Genomic DNA, 18,142 nt, shown 5'->3' on the forward strand with positions numbered 1-18,142 from the left:
AAACAAAGGTTTCTTATGCCAACATCCGTATGCGAATCACCGATGCCCATGGGCAAGTTCTGCAGTGCGCGCCTTAAGTTGCATTAGTAGCGCATCAAAACCCGCGTTTTGCATGGCCGCCGAGCATTTCACAGGGAGATAAAATCTTGTCGCTCACAGCGATGTAGCACAAATACAATATTCCTGAGAAGTAATACCCTTTACAATCTGCGTCTACCCGTAATCAGCGCCACCACAAACAATACCAGGAAGATGACAAACAATATTTTTGCGATTGATGCCGCCGCCCCTGCTATCCCAAAGAAGCCAAGCATACCTGCGATCAATGCGACAATGAAAAACACCACAGCCCAGTAAAGCATACACCCTCCTTAATATATATTCCGGAGAACCGATACAATCGTTTACTCACGAGACAAATTGCTTAACTATAGTACATAGACTGAGTATAGAACCTGATTTGCCTTCCGCAAGGTCAGCCTGTAACATCACGCTACAATTTCACCCGGGACCACCTCTTCCTTATGATTCCGCTTTCCGAGGAGAAAGGCGGCTTTACTGCCGAGGAACCTGAGTGTGCCCCCCCCAAGCGCTATTGCTGGCTGTTTGTACCGTTTTCTGTGTGGCTCAAGGCAGACTGGCGCAAGCGGGCATTGGTACATGGCTGGCAAGTAGAGGCCGCCCAGCGTATGGAGATTAGCCAACCCAAGGTGTCGGCGCTTTTGCGGGGAAATTTTAGTAATCTCTCCGAACGCAAGCCGATGGCCTGCCTGAATAGGCTGGGGTACGACATTGAGATTCAGATAAAGGCCGCATCCGCGCCAATAGGTCATGTGGTGCTGGCGGTTGCCTAAAAAATCATATTCAGATATCGCCGGAGTTCCGTTGCATGATCCTCAAAGAAAGAGACAAGGCTTGGCGCAAGCTCGCAGAGATGGAGCTGGAGCTTCTGTTGCAATGCAATCTAAGCGATGAGCACCGCAAGCAGATAGAGCAGGAGCATTACATGCTCAAATCAGGTAATGATGCCGAGTCCACGACGGCCTTTGACCTGAGCCTTAGACATCGAGAATCTGCTAATTGGATCGTTCTCCACGATTTGCGGCTGGTCGATGGGGATGACGTAGCGCAGATTGATCATCTGTTGATGGTGCGCACCCTCGACTTCTTTGTATTGGAAACCAAGAACTATTCAGGAGGTGTCAAAATTCTCCCTAGCGGTGAATTTGAGGCAATCCGCAAAGATGGAAGTACCTACCCAATACCATCGCCCATTGCGCAGAACGATCGTCACATTGTCCTTTTAAAGCGGCTGCTCAAGCGTCACCAACTCCTTCCTCACCGCTTTGGACTTGCGAAGCCGCATTTCCATAACCATGTGCTGGTATCCACGCGAGGCCGCCTCTTAAAACCTCGCGAGAACGATTTTACGGAAGTGGTGAAGAGCGACCTCTTTTTTCAGCGTATTGATGACTTTCGTAACGGAATTACGGTCGCAGATGTATTTAAACGTCTCCCAGGAGTTACTAGTACCAAAAGGCTGCAAGCCATCGGCGAAGCTATCGCTTCTTGGCATAGACCACCATCAAAACTGGACTATCGTCAGCGCTTCGGTATCACAGAATCTGAGATGCAGCCGAGAACTGAAAAAACGAAACAGGCAAACGAGGACGTTGTATACACTTCAGGCGACCCAATGCATGCTGATGGCAGATATTTTTGTTTTCGGTGTCGACAGCCAATCACTCCCGCAGAGGCGCGCTTTTGTTTCGATAAGCCGAATCGCTTCGGAGGGCGGGCTTACTGTAGAACGCACCAAATATCCTGACAATTCGGTAGGCCGGATCAGGGTAGGGAGCCGTCTGTTTTGGCGATTAGGGCCGAACGACAGAAATGCAGCGGGAAGCGGACCTTCCCGCCCAGTATCTGGAGGAGTAATATAGTCAGAGGCGTTGGCCATCTGGTAGATTGCATAACTGATAGCCTCTCAAAATTCACAATATAGGCCATGAATCCAGAAAACGATTTCAAGAGGTGTTTTGGGAGCGGTAACAGGTTGGTTCTGTGTGCGTCCGCGATCTGAAGCCATGAGCCCTCAAAAATTCTCGTTTGTGAGATACTGCCACAGTGACAACCACAGATTAGACCTTGCCGGTTGGTATGGCGTTGAAGCTGGCTCGGCCTGATCTTCCAGAGGATCTGGATGCTTTTGGTGGCCAGGGCTTTTCCCGATGTTCTCCGCTGGGTTGCTGGTTCCATCCACAGGGTGGCGCACAGAATTTGTGGATGGTTCCTGCAAGAGGGAAAACCGCCTAATATAGACATCAGGGACCGCATGGGGGCTTTAAACCCTCGCTGATGATCGATACCAGAGGAGCGCCCAGAATGAATGCCGTTTTACCTTCTATCATCTCCGAGTTTGCCTCCACCGAGCAGGAGGTCAGCTACACGGCTTGGCTGCAGGCCAAGACTGCCGCTAGCATGGCCGACCCGCGCCCGAGCATCCCGCACGATGAGATTGAGCGACGCATGGCCGAGCGACTAGCACGGCTCAGACAGCGCAAAACGTCCTGATGCTACCCATCTTCTGGCTTGAGTCGGCCGACGCCGATCTAGCCGCTATCATAGACTACATCGGTCGTGAGTGCAGCCGAACGTCTGTGGGAACGCCTGCGCGTCTGTGTGTTGCCACTGTCAGAGCATCCCTACCTGTACCGCATCAGCGATCGCGTGCCGGGCTTGCGCGAGAAGGCCCCGCACCGGCAGGCCATGAACCCAGCAAAATCAAGCCATCCGCCCGTTCTGTCCGAGTGGCCACGAGACAGAATGATACCTACTGACTTGTTGCATTGCACTTCACGTTTTAATACTCCTGGAGGAGGTTCACCAAGGACCATGTTCATGTTATGGTAAAAAACCACAGAGGCAGGCAGCAGCTCTGAAGAGTGGCGCAATCGCGTTGCCACGTCTTCCATACATGGTATAGGAAGTCGCTATCATTTGCCGCTTCGCGCTTCGCCCTTGCGATTGATACAGCGCATTTGACATGGACCGCGCAACCCCAACCAGCTGTACCATGGCAACGGACACGCACGATACTGCACCAAAGATTATGTCTTGGGTCCAAGTAAGACCAGCTTTCGCTATCTGGTCGGTCCGGCTGGCGCCAAGGTTGCACAGCGAGCACGTCCAAAAAACTCCGCTCGATCAGCCTGGTCCGGCCATTGATCGCCAGACTTTGTGAGCCCGCCCTGGCGTAAGGTCGGGATGAAACTCTATTGCTTGTTAATATCTGCTATCTGCCACGTCAAACGCTGTCCGGGCACCACCCCGTGACGCTCAACACCGCCTGCCGCCACCTCCAGCGTCGTGCGGGCACCCCGGCAGGATTTCATGCGCCACATGCTGACACCTGGGTGACAAGTCAATATCTTCAGATCGACATCCAGGAAAATGACATCAATGGGGAAACGCATGCCCACGGTGTGTACACTCCCACAGGCAGTCAACAACAACCCCTGCTGATCAGAGAGCCCGGCCTTGCCCAGCAAGCCCTGCAAACGGTCGAGAAAACTGGCCGCCATCTGCACCTCAGACCAGAGCACCTGATCACCCCGACAAACTACGCCTTGTTGTGTCAAAAGCCGCCTTCCTGAAGAAATTTCATATAGATGACAAAAGCCAGCATCAAAAAGGTGATGGGGAAAATGAAGACAACCAGTGGAGCCAGTAACTTGACCGGTGCCTCCAGTGCCAGCTTTTCGGCGCGCAGGAAACGTTCCTCACGTCGCTGTTCCGCTTGCGCCCGCAATACCGGCCCCAGATCACCACCCCGCTCTTCCGATTGAATCAGGGCGCTGACCAGGCTCCGCACTTCCGGCAACGGAACCCGCTCCCCAAAGCGTCGGAAAATATCCATCTTCGGCGTCCCCGCACGCAAATCGCGGATCATAATGCCAAATTCATTGCGCAACGGTCCCAGCGGCCCCTTGTCCACCGCCACCTGCATAGCGCTGGTCAAATTGAGGCCACCCTCAATCATCAAGGTGATAAAGTCCAGATAAACAGGCAGTTCCTTGAGAATCATCCGCCCCCGCCGCTTCGCCTGCTCAACAAGCCACAAATCGGGATAAAAACTGCCCACCAGCGTAGCCAGCAGGCTCAGCCAAATATTGAAAAGCCCAAATGCCGTATAGGATAAAAAAACAAAAATCAGCGGCACCAGCATGCTGATTGCCTTGAGCGCTACAAACTCTCTGGCACTGAGCAAATAATTCATACCGGCTCTTTGTAATCGCTGGTGGACGCGCAGTAAAAAGCGGTCTGGAATAAAGACAATCAACGTGGAACGGATAAACTGCACCAAGGGCCAGAACGGACGCAACCCTTTGGGCAAGGGATCCATATAATCCCGCGGTGATGGCTCCATCTGCCGCGCCAGCACACCCAATCCATAGACAAAAAGTCCGATGGACACCCCGGCTACGAGCGCTATTAATGCTGCAAAAATCGCACTCATACTTCAATACTCACGATTTTACGGATCCAGAAATAGCCGAGCACTTCAAACAAAATGGCGATAGCCAGCACCGTCCAGCCGCGCATCGTATTAAATAGCGCCCCCATAGCCTGTGGCTCAATCTGCAAGAGCGCAAAAATGATCAATACCGGCAAAATTGTCATCACAATACCTTGAAGTTGGCCCTGTGAGGTCAACGCTTTTATCTTCTGCTCCATCATTAATCGCTTGCGGAAGGTATCCCCCAGTCGCGCCACGGTGTCGGCGAGATTACCTCCCACCTCCCGGCTAATACGCAAGGCGGAGGACACCAATTGCACGTCCTGCGACGGCACCCGTTGCGCCAGATGGTCTATGGCGTCCTCGAAGGCGGCGCCCAGGCGCTGCTCCCGCACGACCAGCGCCAGTTCTTGGCTGATGGGTGGACTCAGATCGCGGGAGAGTCCTTCCATGGCTTGCTGCAAATTGGCGCCGCCGCGCAAGCCGCTGGCCAGCATCATGAGAACATCCGGTAGTTGTGCATGCAGACGATCCAGACGCCGCTTCTGCAGCCAGCGCAGCACAAAACGGGGCAACAAGGCGATGATAATGGCCAACGTAACGGCCAACACTGACGAACCCAGCAGCAACCAGATCATAAGCGGCAAAGCCAGCACCGCCGCTACGTTCAGCTTCCACAGCAGATCAGGGTCAGCGAAGATGAACAACTCCGACAACTTGACCTGCCCCTCGCGAGCGAAGGTCATTCGCCCCGTCACCAAAGCCTGCCGGGTTGCCAGCAGGGCCACAAAAGTAAGCCCGACCACCGCTGCGAATACCAGAATACCGAGTACCTTATGGCTTACCATCCGCTCCCCCCACCCACTTTTCTGGGCTGATTATCGATTCATAAAGGAATCACCCTAACATTCTGCATCTTACGATCGACTCTGCGCATTACTCTGTGATGTTAACGCGTTCATCGCATTAAAACATAATCCAGGGATCAGCAACAAACATTCAATAATCACACATTATAAATTATACTGCATTGTATTTATGTATAATTTTATATAAAAATTCAGCGCAATGACTTCAACAAAAGCAATTATAGTAAACAGCATTGCTACATATTGACATCGACACGGAGCGCGGTAACATCGTGCCATAGCATAGATTATATAATTCTCCATATTGGAGGGAGCGAATATGTGGCTAAACCTACTAGCCCAACCCGCGGCGTGCGGTGCGGGCCAGGCACCAAAGTGCTATACATTGGGAAGGTCACCCTCTGACATCTCCAGAGGATGGCGGGAACAGGGCTGGTTCCGACAAATCAAGGTCTATCGCCTGCATCGCCACTGCAAAGGCTGGCGGACCACATCCTGGTGGCGCTACCCCACGGGACGCTGGCCTGCCCCACCCAGAGAATTGATCGTCCGGGCGCAGCGCGAGGCAACATCCGGAAATCCACACCCCTACTGTATCACGACGTCCTCGCAACTCGCGATGAGCCCCCTCTGCAACCCCACTCCTACCCAGATCGCGTTATTCCACCTGGAAATCACAAGGGCGCTGAGCAATACGGAACTCAAGGATATTCAGGCAGAGTTGCTTATTCTCTACACAGCGCTCGAAACTGAAGAACCTTTTCATCCCGAGCTCACCCCAACGGACTTGCGTATTGCACAAATGCTCGTAGAGGGTATCGGTCAAAACGAGATTGCGACCCAGATTGGTCAAAGTGAAAGTACCATCCGCTCTCGGATCGCCGTCATGTGCAGACGGCATGGAGTACCCAATCGGCGGATGCTCCTGGCACGTCTGCTCAAAACCATCCAAAACAAAAAACCCGGCGGCAAGCAATCCGTCCCTCACCAATTATCACGATCGGAGTGAAGAACATGCGCACTTTTACCCTGCAAATCAGCTTATTGTTGCTCCTGACCACCGGCTCCGCCTTTGCACTGGACGAACCCGGACAGGATTTACCCTTTCTGGGGCGCTACCCTGGCAGCATCATTGATAGTTATAAAACCGCTCATTACGACGAGGCTACCATTCCCCTCGGGATTTTAGGCAGAAAAGGGTTCGCCAACTCGGAGACCGTAGAGGGTCAGGTGACGTACATTCGTTACAAAGTACCGGAAGATCGCTCACCCCTGGAGTTCATCCGTAACTACCGGCAGGCACTACAGCGCGCTGGGTTTCACATCTTGTGGCAATGCGCCGATCATGGCTGCAGAAACCCCGACGCAGATGTGGCAGCAACACTGTGGCGGGGCGCTCCAACCCGCTACACCGGCGGCGCGGAAATTTTTAGCTTTGAGAATGGCCGCATGCTCAGTGCCGAGTATCGCGCCACGGATGGTGTACGCACTATTGTATTTATCAACGATAACACCCTGTTTGGCCATTCTCAGGACGCCTCCGTATACGCCGTGCAAACCAAACCCATGCATAGCGGCCTAGTCAGCAGCGATGTCGGACAGTTGACCAGCGAAAGCATGGCGGGCGCCCTGATTCAGCGGGGACATTTCGCTATGCACTTACCCTTTGATTTCAATCAGGCGACCTTACGGCCAGATGCGCAGTCCACTCTGACGGCGTTATCCCAACTTATGGAGCAGCACCCCTCTCTCCGCGTACGCCTGGAGGGGCACACCGATCAAGTGGGCTCTGCTGCATACAATCAGATGTTGTCGTTAAATCGTGCCTTGGCCGTAAAATCGGCTTTAGTAGCGCGAGGTATAGTTGGGCAACGTATTGAAGTTACCGGATTTGGTGCCACCCGCCCGGTAGCAGGTAACAATACCGATGAGGGGCGGGCACAAAACCGCCGGGTTGAAGTAGTCGATCTCAGCCCTGGTGCCATCGCCGGGCTCCCGCCTGCAAATGCCGACATCGCGCCGACCACCACCCATGCGCCCGCAATGAATAGCGCACCCACCCCATACAAAGCTGTGTCTATCACAGCAACCCAACACCAATCACTGGGAGATCTGCAGCCACCATCCATGCTGCTGTCGAACTGACTAACACCACTGCAGACGCCGTTCGCAGCGAGACCAACTAACCGGCTACAGCAGGGTTTGCGTAGCGTGGTACAGGGCATCTTTGATAACTGACCACCAAGCCTAGATCATCATCACTGAGCGCGCCAAACAATCTGTCCGGCGCTATTTTTTGCCAAAAAATCCAACATTTTACGGCACATATATAAGTAAAAAATAGCGCACAATCATGTTTACTTTAAAGTAACGGTCACCTGCTCGTCGCCCAATTACCCGCAATGCCGCGCTTCCAAAGCTGTATCATCTTTATAACAAAACCGGAGCGCCACTATTAATATTATCTTTCATATAATTACGGCATAATACCAGTGATTTCTGGCCATATTGTGCAATACTTTTGCCTATGTTTGAATGTTTCCGTGGTAGATGCGATCCCACCCATTTTATGGAGGACACATGAAACATTATTTCGTTATTCAGAAGTCTCACGCAGAACGCGGCCAGGGCATGACAGAGTATCTGATAATTGTCGCGCTTATTGCGATCACTGGCATTGCAGCGTTTTCTCTCTTTGGGCAGACACTGCGTCATCAGATGGCAGGTATTTCTCAGGAACTGTCTGGTAAAAAAGCGGACTCTGATATTACAGCAGCCCAAGGTACGGCTGGGCAGGCGACAATTAATGCAGACCTGCAGAAAAACATGAGTGATTACAAATCGGATATGGGCAAGTAATTAGCTGCGGGCGGGGTTCACCCCGCCCATGATCTGAAAGGATTTTAGAAAAGTCGTTTCAGATCATGCCAGCTCATACATTAAGGGGATGTAGTGTTGCATAATACTGATCCACAGCGCGGTTCTCCTGCCGCAGGAAAGCATACAGAATCAGGACAAGCTGCCTTATTTTCTGCTCTCCTAATCCCTGTAATCTTGCTCTCCGTCCTCTTCGTCTTTAACACCGGGCAACTTACCGCCACCAAACTGAAAACTCAAAATGCTGCCGACGCTGCTGCCTTCTCTGCCATGCAAATGGAGGCAAGGGAACTCAACTTTATCTCTTACACCAACCGCGCAATGGTCGCCAATCAGGTTGCTATCGGGCAGACAATTAGTTTGATTTCCTGGTCACATCATGTAAAAACTCTCGGACAGAATATCCAGCGCCTGGGTACTCTTGTGTCTTGGATACCGGCGGTCGGACAGGCTATCGCAACGATCACCAACGCAATTGCCCAAACTACCAACGCATTAGATCAAAGCATCGATACTGCTTCTAAAGTAATTCTTCCGGCGCTGGACATCGCCGATGCTGCGCTGAGTGGTTCGCAAGAGGCTTATCACATGGCCAACGGTGTGTTTGATCCTGGTGGTGGGAATACCAACCCCGGGGGCGCGATGACCGCCGTGGCCGAACAGGTGGTCAAGCTAAACGATCATGAGGCCAGGCTAAATGGTATCGCTCTGGCTACAAATTTAGGTCAGTACTTTAGCAATCGCGGCGATCTCGTCAAGCGTTGGGGAGGGGATAAAGAAAGTGCACAAGCAAGAATGGCGTATATGATCAATGCCTCCCGAGATGGATTTACGAACAACCGTTCGGACCTCCCTATCCCTTTGCAGCTTCTGAGTGACATAGTGCCTCACGACTTATGGGTACTTAAATGGGATATCCCGCGTAAGGGAGCCTCCCAAATTGCGCTCGACCCGGAAAATGGAAAATATGTTTGGTCGGGCATGGATACGCTCTCTTTGCATATGTGGCGGAGAAAGTTTGCGATTTTTGGGGAATGGGAGTCCCTACCCGAAGCGCCTCTTGGCTGGGGTGCCGCGCAGACAACGGGTGACTCACCCTATCACTACTTCCAATCTGCACTCCGTTACCGTGAAATCGACACATCTACGGAAGAGCCGTTTCCACCACATACAAGAACTCAATATATCCCTCCCTACGAGGGATCCTGGAATACCAACCCAGAGGCGTCCGGCTTGGCTAAATCTGAATACTCCTATGAGCAAGATTCCTACGGAAAAGGCATGGTAAATAACGGAGCAGATGCAGACCGTTTTTCTGCCAATGGAATTACCCGATATCAGGATTTTGATCACGTAAGCCCATCGCTGAAAAGGGCTAACGGCGACCCTGCGGATATCATGCCATTTTACATGGTGCTTGTAGAACACCCACGAGGAACCGTCAGAGATTCTGGCACCGCTTTAGGCATCAAACAAAATGCAGCGCATCAGGAGATGAATTTGGCGCTGCCGCAAACCGCACAAAGCGGGCAGGTGCGCGCAATTGCCAAGGCTCAGGTCTATTTCCGACGCCCGGCTTCGCTATGGCAACGCATTGATCGCCACTACGAGCGTGGGAACCTCTTCAGCCCATTCTGGGAGGCACGTCTTGTGGATTTAACCTTAACGGACCGTTCGCGATATGCCGCCCTGCTGGGATTACAGCAGTAAAGAGGGCCTGCTCATGAAAAAAACAGCTTTCAAGTTACGTCACATACTACTAATGACTTCTGTGATTAACTGCCTTAGCTTCGCTGTCGCTACCAAAGCAGAAAAAGGTTGCATGGCATTTTACAAGAAACGTGCAACCATATTGGGAAACCAGCCCGACGAACGCGGCCAATCCCTCACCGAATTCGTTGTGGTGGCAGCCTTTGCACTCATCCCACTCTTTTTTCTGGTGATCTATACCGGCAAATGGAGCTTTACCCAATTACGCACGATTGAGGCTGCGCGTTATGTGGTGTGGGAACGCACCGTATGGCGGGACCAGCCGCCACAGGGACGGGAATGGTTGGCCATCAAGAGCGACGCAGACCTGCGTAATGAGGCGGCCGTGCGATTTTTTGGCCCGCACAATGCGCGCTTATCGAATGCCAATACGGGGAGTGGGCAAAACGTAGATCCGATTCTGGCCCGACATGATGGACAGTCCCTGTTGCGCGACCTCGCCAATATCCAGGTGGCCACCCACGAGGAGCCTATATCCACGGGCGTATCCATGAAGTTTTTAGGAACGCTCATGAAACTGACCGACATCCCCCTGCGCATGACGGGACCGATGGTCGCCACTGTCGGGGTTCAGCTGGAAAGGCTGCCGGGATACGCCTACCTGCCCGATAACCCACTCGCTCGAGGACCGCAATTTGCGGCGCAGGCAGCCGTGCTCACGGATGCCTGGACCGCTAATGGTCCCGCCGAAGAGGTGCGCATCGTCAAACAACTCCTGCCCACCGGTTACCTGGATAATGGTGCCGTGAATACCGTCAAGTCCGTGGGCGGTTTTTTCTTCCCTGAGTTGAATCGTCTGGAGTCCGGGCATATCGACCCCGAGGTACAGTATGGCGATCGCCTTCAACCTTACCCCAGTGGAGGCAAATAGATGAAGCTTCGAGCTACCACGCTGTGCGCGGCGTTTTTCCTCACCAGCCCGGCTATCGCGGTCGCCGCCGACAATGCGCTACTCCTGCCCGCCCCCGAAAATGCCGTCATGGAGCCCTTGTCCAGCCAACTCAAAATCAATGGCGTGGATATGAGGGCCGTGCAATTCCATGTGGGCGCAGAGGAGGAGCGGCTGCGTTCCTATTTCGTAGAAGCCTGCGCGAAACTGAAAGGATCCTACACCGAAAATCAGCTCCGCAACGAGCATATTCAGGGCTGCATTACTCCGCCTTATTCTCTGACCAGTCAATGGCATATGGAAGGAGACTCGGCGTACGGCACGCTCACCAGCCTGCGCATGAATCAGAAAATCGAACGCGACGCCCTGCCCGACGATCTGCCTTTACCCGCCGATGCCCTGGTGCTTCAGGACGTGGAGAGCAGCGATGCTGGCATCCGTGGACGGGTACTGCATGTGCGTGTCGATACACCAGCCGCCAACCTTCGCGCGTCACTGGACAAAGCATTGCTCGCACAACAATGGCAACCGGCACCGGCCATGCGTAACAACGGTTCCGTGATCTCCATGAATAAGGACAATCGTCGGCTCGACGTCGTTATTGGCGAGGATGGCCCCGGTAAAAGCCGCTTAGTCATCGTCCTGGATCAACGATAGGAAGCACGTCCATGGACGAAAAAGGCCAGTCCAGTATTGAGTACGCCATTGTTGCGGTCTTCGCGCTCGGGTTGCTGTTTATCGGCGACCCTAGTCCCATTGCCCAGATCATGGACGCGCTGCGTAAATTTTCCAGCGATTTTTCCTGGGCTGCCTCCATCGCCACCCTGCCTTTCTGAGGAGTTCCCGTGTCGACCCCGATCAAACCCGAGTCCATACCACCGATGCTGCAAAAGAAAAGTCGTGCGCTTACCGGCTGGATTTTGCTGGCCGTCGCCATTTCGGCAGGGCTGGGCGCGGCCTTCCTCGCCGTGCAGTCCCTGGATGCCCAAGAGTCCGCCCTGAAGCAGCGACTGCTCCGCGAGTTGACCTCTAAAAAGGAAAGCACCATTCCGGTAGTGGTGCCCATCGAAAATCTGCCTGCCAAGACGGTGCTTACTCTGTCCATGGTCGCCCGACGCAACATTCCTGCAGATAGTGCGCCGGGCGGCGTCGTCACGGATACCGATTTCAATAAAATTGAGTACAAACGGTTACTTTTCCCTGCCGAGCGTGGTAAACCATTAACGCTCTCCATGTTCAGTTCCACGGAGAGTCCTGCGGACGTTTTGGACAGCCAGCATATCGCGCTGACGATTTCCGTGAACTCCGAGAACTCCATGGACAAAATGCTCCGCCCGGGGGACCGCGTCGACATGTTGTGGATTACCCAGGCGGATGTTCGCACCAATGCCGCCGCGGGCTCCATCACCAACGTGCAAATGACGCCTGCAGCCCCGGAGGGTGCTTTAGTGCGCTTTTTGGGGCAAAACCTGAAAGTCATCGCGACCGGAAAGGATTTATCCGCCAACGGGGGCAACAGCAGCGCCGAAGGCTATAGCACAATCACCCTCGAAGTCACGCCACTGCAAGCACAAAAGATTCTGGTCGCGCAAAAGAGTGGAGAAATCCGTCTGGATTTGCGCGGCAATGACAAAAATAGTGCCTGGCCCAAACGCACCGTGTCACTGCACGACATTATCGGCTATCCGCATGCGGCGGCGGGTGTGGAATATATTGCCGGCGGATCTTCGGGCACCGGCGGCCCGAGCATCGCCCATGTGCAAACCGCGGGCACGTCGCACCCTTCAGCCAGAGCTACGGACAGTTCTGTCCCCGGCGGCAACGGCAACGCACTGTCCGACCATACGCCAGGCAGCCAAATGAAATACTTGCCGTTCTCCTACGTCCCACCCTTGCCACAGCCCTGACAGGAAATCGTTCACGATGAAGATGATTAAAAAATCCCTGGCTGCGGCCATATTTACCTTGATATTACCCGCCTTGGCCTGCGCCAAAGGCGACTTGGAATTAGATAACCAGTCGAGTATTTCCATGTACTCTGGCCAGGTAAAAATCATTACGACGAATACCGTGAAACGGGTAGCCGTGGGCAATGGAAAAATCCTCAGCGTTACCCTCGTCGATGGCAAAGAATTACTCTTGCTGGCCGAGGGTGCGGGCGAGACGAACCTGCATCTTTGGTACAAAAACGGGGAAGAAAGCGCCGCACGTGTGGTCATTTCGCCCAAGGATGTCGGACGCGCTGCCGAAGAGATTTCCAGCCTTCTCGGCAAGAACCCCAATACCCAAGTACGCGTCGTTGGCGACAAAGTCATTATTGATGGCAAGAATCTTTCTGAAGAGGATTTGAGCAGGATAGAAAAACTCAAAGCGGTCTATCAGAACCTGGTAAACCTCGCGGAGAAAGAACCGCTGAGAATGGAAAAGGTAGTCCTCCTGGATGTCAAAATCCTCAAAATGAAAAAGGACTTTTTCCGTAGCCTCGGGGTGAACTGGAATCAATCCATGGCTGGCCCACAGGCGGGTATTGTCGGCGACTTCAGCTCCAATCCGTATTTCCGCATGGGCGTACCGACGACCAACGGCACGGGGGGACCCTTGGCCAACTTCTCTTTCCCCAGCTCAGGGCTACAGGATTTGCCCCTGAAGGTTGCCCCCTTCGCAACCAACTTTGGCATCATCGCTTCTGTTGCCTCGCGTATTAACTTCGCCTTGCAAAACGGGGATGCCTACGAGATCGCCAACCCCAAGCTCAGTGCCAAGAGCGGCAGTAAAGAACCTGCTGAATTTCTGGCGGGTGGGCAAATTCCGATTCCATTAGCCATTGGTTTCGGCCAGACCTCAGTGATCTTCAAGGATTTTGGCATTCGCCTTAAATTCTCTCCGGTAGCAGATGACCGGAATAATGTCAGCCTGAAAATATTCACGGAAATAAGTAATATTGATCCCTCTCTCACCGTCGGAGGTGTGCCTGGATTCTTTACCAGCCGTACTCAGGAAGAAATCAACCTGAAAGATGGGGAAACGCTGGTTATGTCCGGACTGGTGGATCATAGTCTTTCACAAAACAGCAATAAAATACCCGGGCTGGGCAACATTCCAATTCTCGGATACCTTTTCAAATCAGACGACTTTAGGAATAACGAATCAGATTTAGTGTTCCTGGTCACTCCCAAGGTAATCACTGCCAACTCGTTAGAGAACATCGACGCTGAATCTCATGCCCGTTATCTCGAAAATATGTACAAAAGAAATCCCGACAAAGGCATTATCCGTTAGGAGAACCCCCCATGTTTATAGTCCGCGCGTCACATCCCAAAACAGGAACCCAGGAGATTACGCCCAGCGATGGTGTCTGCCTGCTGGGTAAAGCAGAGCATGTCCATCTGCGCATGGAGGGCTGGAATATTGGTAAGGAACATGCGCGGATATATGCCGAGCAGGGTGGGGTTTATATTGAGGGACTGGGCAGCTTTGGCGCGGTGCTGGTCAACGGCGAACGCATGCGCGCCTATGGGCCGGTGGAGGCCCATGACGAGATTGTCGTCGCCGGATATCGGCTGCAAATTTTGCCGCGTTTCGATGGCGAGGATCTGCCCACTCCAATCTCCGCAGAGGATGACAGCAGCATCCCCGTGTCGCCGGCTACGCTCCTCAAAGTAGTAGAAACTGTGCCAGAGTGGGTTCGTCCCGTCTACGACGCCCCCTGGCTCGCGCTGGTGCGGGCGGTCCACGAGACAGTGCGCAGTCAGATGGACCTGCGCCGTGTCGATCTTGGTGCTTTGTCTCCCGAAGAACTCCGCCGCATGGTGGGCGAACTGGTGCGGGAAGTGGTCTGGCGAATGAACCCAACCCCGGAGATCGACCGGCAACGCCTCGTCAAAGAGGTGCTGGACGAAGCGGTAGGCCTCGGCCCTCTGGAGGACTTCCTGGCCGATGCCTCAATCACCGAGATCATGGTCAACCGCTTTGATGAAGTCTTTATCGAGCGGCAGGGTAAGTTGCTGGCGGCTCCGGCATTGTTCAGCAGTGATCTCGCGGTACGGCACATCATCGACCGCATAGTCGCCCCCATCGGCCGCCGTATTGACGAAAGCTCGCCGCTAGTGGACGCGCGCCTGGCCGACGGCTCCCGCGTCAATGCCGTCATCCCGCCGCTGTCCCTGAAAGGCGCCTGCATCACCATCCGCAAGTTCTCCAAGAAGCGCCTGCAGATGGAGGATCTCATGGCCTACGGCTCCATTGATGCGCGCATGGCTCATTTCATTCAGGTCTGCGTGCAGCAGCGCAAGAACATCATCATTTCCGGCGGCACCGGCTCGGGCAAGACCACCCTGCTCAACGTGCTCTCCAACTACATCCCCGATCACGAGCGCATTGTGACCATTGAAGACGCGGCCGAATTGCGCCTCTATCAGCCCAATTTAGTCTCACTGGAGGCGCGCCCCGCCAACATGGAGGGCAAAGGCCAGATTCCCATCCGCGAACTGGTGCGCAACGCCCTGCGCATGCGTCCCGACCGCATCGTGGTGGGCGAGTGTCGCGGCGGCGAAGCACTGGACATGCTGCAGGCTATGAACACCGGCCATGACGGCTCCCTCACCACCGCCCACGCCAACACGGCCCGCGACATGCTCTCCCGGCTGGAAGTTATGGTGCTGATGGCGGGCATGGACTTACCACTCACGGCCATCCGCGAGCAAATCGCCTCGGCAGTGGACATCATCGTTCAGATCACCCGCTTTTCCTGCGGCTCGCGCAAGGTGACGAGCATTTGCGAGGTGACGGGTACCGAGAGCGGCACCATCCAGTTGCAGGAGCTGTTTACATACAAACAACGGGGTTATGGTGCCGAGGGCAGGGTGCAGGGCATCTTTCGTGCTACCGGGGCGGTGCCGGAATTCTACGAAGTCATGCGCGAACGCGGCTTGCCGGTGGATTTGTCCATCTTCCAGGCCGAGGAGCCCTTGCGAGGGCGGGAGGACGTGCATCATGGGGCGTAGGATCCGCACCGGGACGAAGCAGATGGCACGCGGGCCGCGGCGCGGCTTACCAAACGCAGCCGCCCGCAGGGAGGCTGGTGCCAGCGCAGTGGAATTCGCCATTGCCGCACCCGCCTTGCTGCTCGCTCTGCTCGGCACCTTTCAGGCAGCATTACTCTATCAAGCCCGCGCCCAACTGGAAGTCGCTACCCAGGAGGCAGTACGGGCGGGAACTTTACACGGGGCTAGTGTCGAGGCCATGCGTGATGCCCTGGCCCGCGGGCTGACGCCGCTCTATACCCACGGCCAGAACCTGGCTGCTCTTGCTCAAGGCTACGCTACCGCCAAAGTCGCAGCAGGCCAGGCCACTATCCGGGTGCTCAACCCCACCCGGGAGGCCTTTGACGACTTTGCGGAACAGACTCGCGATGCATCAGGTGCCTGGGTCAGGGCGATACCGGTAGACCATCTCGGCTATCGCCGGACCAGCGTGGGCAGCGGAAGCCATCTGTCCGTGCAGGACGCGACCCTTCTGAAGGTGCAGATCACGACTGTTCAACCACTCATCGTGCCCTTCATCGATCAGATTGGTCGGGGCATCTACCAGATGGATACGGGCTTGAAAAATTTAGGCCTACCCAGCCTTTTTGGCGTCCGCCTGAGTCCGGTGACAGGCGTTGATGGCAAAATCCGCTGGGGGATTCTCATGCAGGCCGAGGCGGTGATGCGGATGCAAAGTCCGGTACTGGCGGAGGGGTTGCCGAGCCAGGCGACGGTGGAGCCAGGGCAGAATAGAAATAGCAACTTCCCAGAACCCACGGAGGAGGTCAATTCGCTTAACCCCTTACCGGCTCCTGACATTGGCGACTACACACCGCCCCCAGATCCGGAATTTTGTGTGCACTAAATGAAAACGCAGTCCATAGGCATTTAGGAGACCAGAAAGATGCGGCATACCCCCCAATTATTCGCCTCAATGCCGTTGAGCGTCCTGGTGATGACTATATGTGCCACACTCCCCGGCGATGCTGAAGCTATTGATTGTAGCAAGGCATCAAACTTTAATGAGCAAACCATTTGTGGAGACAAGAAACTTCTCATTTTGAATCGGGATCTTACGGTTGTTTACAACAAATTCATGAAGGCGTTCTCCGACACCGGACATTACACCCACCTCATCACCGAGACCAAGACAGCACAACAGAAATGGCTCCAAAGGAGGAATGCCTGCGGCGCAGACGCCGCCTGTGTCAAGACGGCCTACGAAGAGCGCCTCGAAGCTCTGCAGAGAAAGGTCTGTTATCCGCGAGATGATAGCCCCATTTATCAGGCGTCTTCTCAGCCAGCGCCTAAAAAGACGACCACACAGAATGCAACTGATCATCAAAGTCAGAAGCCCAAAGAACCGACCGCAGTTTGTTCTTCCGATGATCGGGTGGACTATGATTTTATAAAAAAGAACGAGGGTGCAATGCTTGATTTCTACGTGCCCGGCGCTTTCAATACCGACATCAAAACAGGTAAGAATTTAGGGCCAAAATTCAAAAGAGATAAAAATGGCGACCCAATACAAAAAGCCATAGCTTCCAGCGGGGTCACCGTCGGTCAGGGCGTAGACCTTGGACAACAAACTGTAGACAGCCTAAAACATTACATGAACGTTGAGGCGCAAAAATATGGCAAACCAGCAGATGTGGACATTGGATCTTTAATGAATCGTATCAATCCTTTTATTGGGTTACAAAAAGATGTATCTGTCTCTACTCTCAATAAATATTACAAAGATAATGGTCAATATCCGTACCTTAGCCCATTAGAAGCGGAGTTTATTTCTTCTGCGGTAAAACATGGCTATGCCGAAGATGCAGCGGCACTTTTCAATAAAAACTCCAGGCCGAAGATGAATTTCTGGTCCTTACCTGCCACCGTGCAAACCACACTCACCGATATGAAATACCATGCCTATATTCAGAGTGTCGCCCAATATTACTATCGGGGGGAATGGCAAAAAGCGGCAGAAGCGTTCAGACAACTCTCGACAACGGCGAAGTGGGCAAAGTTTGAAGACCGCTTCCTGCGGCGCGCAAAGATGTTGACCGATGCGATCAACAATAACTCTCTGCCGAAAAGAGGGGATCCCTGCACACCCAAGCCATCCGCCGCCATCAATCGCTCGGCGTGGTGGCAAAACCCACGGCGTGCGCGCTGGGCCTGAGTTTTTCACCTTCACTTAAAT

At 53.8% G+C, this 18,142-nt stretch carries 19 protein-coding genes; 15 read left to right on the forward strand and 4 right to left on the reverse strand.

What is annotated here, in order from left to right:
- Positions 1-200: 200 nt before the first annotated feature.
- The gene (locus tag M0P56_RS06390) at positions 201-362 is read right to left on the reverse strand and encodes a DUF1328 domain-containing protein (protein WP_215855841.1); all 162 of its coding nucleotides are present in this window, start codon (positions 360-362) and stop codon (positions 201-203) included.
- 162 nt (positions 363-524) lie between these two features.
- Between M0P56_RS06390 and M0P56_RS06395 the strand changes: the two genes are divergently transcribed.
- The 3 genes from M0P56_RS06395 (at position 525) to M0P56_RS06405 (ending at position 2,574) form a co-directional block, all read left to right on the forward strand.
- Entirely contained in the window at positions 525-854 is a 330-nt protein-coding gene (locus M0P56_RS06395) for a helix-turn-helix domain-containing protein (protein ID WP_291509200.1), read from the forward strand.
- A 35-nt stretch (positions 855-889) separates the two neighbouring features.
- A complete protein-coding gene (locus tag M0P56_RS06400) occupies positions 890-1,828 on the forward strand; it encodes a nuclease-related domain-containing protein (RefSeq protein WP_291509201.1) in 939 nt (312 codons plus the stop codon).
- A gap of 557 nt (positions 1,829-2,385) precedes the next feature.
- Positions 2,386-2,574, forward strand: coding sequence for a stability determinant (locus tag M0P56_RS06405; RefSeq protein WP_291509202.1), 189 nt, complete (start codon positions 2,386-2,388; stop codon positions 2,572-2,574).
- Positions 2,575-3,275: 701 nt separating this feature from the next.
- Here M0P56_RS06405 and M0P56_RS06410 read toward each other — a convergent pair.
- Genes M0P56_RS06410 through M0P56_RS06420 form a run of 3 tightly spaced genes read right to left on the reverse strand, consistent with a single transcriptional unit; the run spans position 3,276 to position 5,367 of the window.
- The gene (locus M0P56_RS06410) at positions 3,276-3,641 is read right to left on the reverse strand and encodes a DUF192 domain-containing protein (RefSeq protein ID WP_291509203.1); all 366 of its coding nucleotides are present in this window, start codon (positions 3,639-3,641) and stop codon (positions 3,276-3,278) included.
- Positions 3,638-4,519 (reverse strand): type II secretion system F family protein, encoded by an 882-nt coding sequence (locus tag M0P56_RS06415; protein ID WP_291509204.1) that lies wholly within the window; start codon positions 4,517-4,519, stop codon positions 3,638-3,640. Before M0P56_RS06415 ends, M0P56_RS06410 begins: the two co-directional genes overlap by 4 nt.
- A complete protein-coding gene (locus M0P56_RS06420; RefSeq protein WP_291509205.1) occupies positions 4,516-5,367 on the reverse strand; it encodes a type II secretion system F family protein in 852 nt (283 codons plus the stop codon). The genes M0P56_RS06415 and M0P56_RS06420 overlap by 4 nt, the downstream gene beginning before the upstream one ends.
- Positions 5,368-5,707: 340 nt before the next feature.
- Here M0P56_RS06420 and M0P56_RS06425 point away from each other — a divergent pair, with 340 nt between their 5' ends.
- The 12 genes from M0P56_RS06425 (at position 5,708) to M0P56_RS06480 (ending at position 18,121) form a co-directional block, all read left to right on the forward strand.
- Positions 5,708-6,397 carry a LuxR C-terminal-related transcriptional regulator gene (locus tag M0P56_RS06425; protein WP_291509206.1) on the forward strand — a complete coding sequence of 230 codons (690 nt, stop codon included), beginning with the start codon at positions 5,708-5,710 and terminating at the stop codon, positions 6,395-6,397.
- A gap of 5 nt (positions 6,398-6,402) precedes the next feature.
- Positions 6,403-7,533, forward strand: a complete 1,131-nt coding sequence (locus tag M0P56_RS06430; protein ID WP_291509207.1) for an OmpA family protein — start codon at positions 6,403-6,405, stop codon at positions 7,531-7,533.
- 435 nt (positions 7,534-7,968) lie between these two features.
- A complete protein-coding gene (locus tag M0P56_RS06435; protein ID WP_291509208.1) occupies positions 7,969-8,247 on the forward strand; it encodes a pilus assembly protein in 279 nt (92 codons plus the stop codon).
- A 96-nt stretch (positions 8,248-8,343) separates the two neighbouring features.
- Entirely contained in the window at positions 8,344-9,975 is a 1,632-nt protein-coding gene (locus M0P56_RS06440) for a pilus assembly protein TadG-related protein (protein ID WP_291509209.1), read from the forward strand.
- A 112-nt stretch (positions 9,976-10,087) separates the two neighbouring features.
- A complete protein-coding gene (locus tag M0P56_RS06445; RefSeq protein ID WP_291509210.1) occupies positions 10,088-10,906 on the forward strand; it encodes a hypothetical protein in 819 nt (272 codons plus the stop codon).
- Positions 10,907-11,581, forward strand: coding sequence for a hypothetical protein (locus M0P56_RS06450; protein ID WP_291509211.1), 675 nt, complete (start codon positions 10,907-10,909; stop codon positions 11,579-11,581).
- 11 nt (positions 11,582-11,592) lie between these two features.
- Positions 11,593-11,760 carry a hypothetical protein gene (locus tag M0P56_RS06455; RefSeq protein ID WP_291509212.1) on the forward strand — a complete coding sequence of 56 codons (168 nt, stop codon included), beginning with the start codon at positions 11,593-11,595 and terminating at the stop codon, positions 11,758-11,760.
- Positions 11,761-11,769: 9 nt separating this feature from the next.
- Positions 11,770-12,831, forward strand: coding sequence for a Flp pilus assembly protein CpaB (cpaB, locus tag M0P56_RS06460; protein ID WP_291509213.1), 1,062 nt, complete (start codon positions 11,770-11,772; stop codon positions 12,829-12,831).
- A gap of 16 nt (positions 12,832-12,847) precedes the next feature.
- Positions 12,848-14,203, forward strand: coding sequence for a pilus assembly protein N-terminal domain-containing protein (locus M0P56_RS06465; RefSeq protein ID WP_291509214.1), 1,356 nt, complete (start codon positions 12,848-12,850; stop codon positions 14,201-14,203).
- An 11-nt stretch (positions 14,204-14,214) separates the two neighbouring features.
- Complete coding sequence (locus tag M0P56_RS06470; protein ID WP_291509215.1) at positions 14,215-15,927, forward strand: ATPase, T2SS/T4P/T4SS family; 1,713 nt, start codon at positions 14,215-14,217, stop codon at positions 15,925-15,927.
- Positions 15,917-16,813, forward strand: a complete 897-nt coding sequence (locus tag M0P56_RS06475) for a TadE/TadG family type IV pilus assembly protein (protein WP_291509216.1) — start codon at positions 15,917-15,919, stop codon at positions 16,811-16,813. The genes M0P56_RS06470 and M0P56_RS06475 overlap by 11 nt, the downstream gene beginning before the upstream one ends.
- 39 nt (positions 16,814-16,852) lie before the next feature.
- Positions 16,853-18,121: a pesticin C-terminus-like muramidase gene (locus M0P56_RS06480; protein ID WP_291509217.1), complete on the forward strand. Its 1,269-nt coding sequence runs from the start codon at positions 16,853-16,855 to the stop codon at positions 18,119-18,121.
- Positions 18,122-18,142: the final 21 nt, after the last annotated feature.

This window comes from Acidithiobacillus sp., from assembly GCF_023229925.1.
Lineage (GTDB): Bacteria > Pseudomonadota > Gammaproteobacteria > Acidithiobacillales > Acidithiobacillaceae > Acidithiobacillus.

Coding starts and splice junctions, on each gene's coding strand:
- M0P56_RS06450 (WP_291509211.1), top strand. CDS start 10,907: ATGAAGCTTCGAGCTACCACGCTGTGCGCGGCGTTTTTCCTCACCAGC.
- M0P56_RS06435 (WP_291509208.1), top strand. CDS start 7,969: ATGAAACATTATTTCGTTATTCAGAAGTCTCACGCAGAACGCGGCCAG.
- M0P56_RS06445 (WP_291509210.1), top strand. CDS start 10,088: ATGGCATTTTACAAGAAACGTGCAACCATATTGGGAAACCAGCCCGAC.
- M0P56_RS06420 (WP_291509205.1), bottom strand. CDS start 5,367: ATGGTAAGCCATAAGGTACTCGGTATTCTGGTATTCGCAGCGGTGGTC.
- M0P56_RS06390 (WP_215855841.1), bottom strand. CDS start 362: ATGCTTTACTGGGCTGTGGTGTTTTTCATTGTCGCATTGATCGCAGGT.
- M0P56_RS06475 (WP_291509216.1), top strand. CDS start 15,917: ATGGGGCGTAGGATCCGCACCGGGACGAAGCAGATGGCACGCGGGCCG.
- M0P56_RS06455 (WP_291509212.1), top strand. CDS start 11,593: ATGGACGAAAAAGGCCAGTCCAGTATTGAGTACGCCATTGTTGCGGTC.
- M0P56_RS06470 (WP_291509215.1), top strand. CDS start 14,215: ATGTTTATAGTCCGCGCGTCACATCCCAAAACAGGAACCCAGGAGATT.
- M0P56_RS06430 (WP_291509207.1), top strand. CDS start 6,403: ATGCGCACTTTTACCCTGCAAATCAGCTTATTGTTGCTCCTGACCACC.
- M0P56_RS06405 (WP_291509202.1), top strand. CDS start 2,386: ATGAATGCCGTTTTACCTTCTATCATCTCCGAGTTTGCCTCCACCGAG.
- M0P56_RS06400 (WP_291509201.1), top strand. CDS start 890: ATGATCCTCAAAGAAAGAGACAAGGCTTGGCGCAAGCTCGCAGAGATG.
- M0P56_RS06425 (WP_291509206.1), top strand. CDS start 5,708: ATGTGGCTAAACCTACTAGCCCAACCCGCGGCGTGCGGTGCGGGCCAG.
- M0P56_RS06480 (WP_291509217.1), top strand. CDS start 16,853: ATGCGGCATACCCCCCAATTATTCGCCTCAATGCCGTTGAGCGTCCTG.
- M0P56_RS06465 (WP_291509214.1), top strand. CDS start 12,848: ATGAAGATGATTAAAAAATCCCTGGCTGCGGCCATATTTACCTTGATA.
- M0P56_RS06395 (WP_291509200.1), top strand. CDS start 525: ATGATTCCGCTTTCCGAGGAGAAAGGCGGCTTTACTGCCGAGGAACCT.
- M0P56_RS06415 (WP_291509204.1), bottom strand. CDS start 4,519: ATGAGTGCGATTTTTGCAGCATTAATAGCGCTCGTAGCCGGGGTGTCC.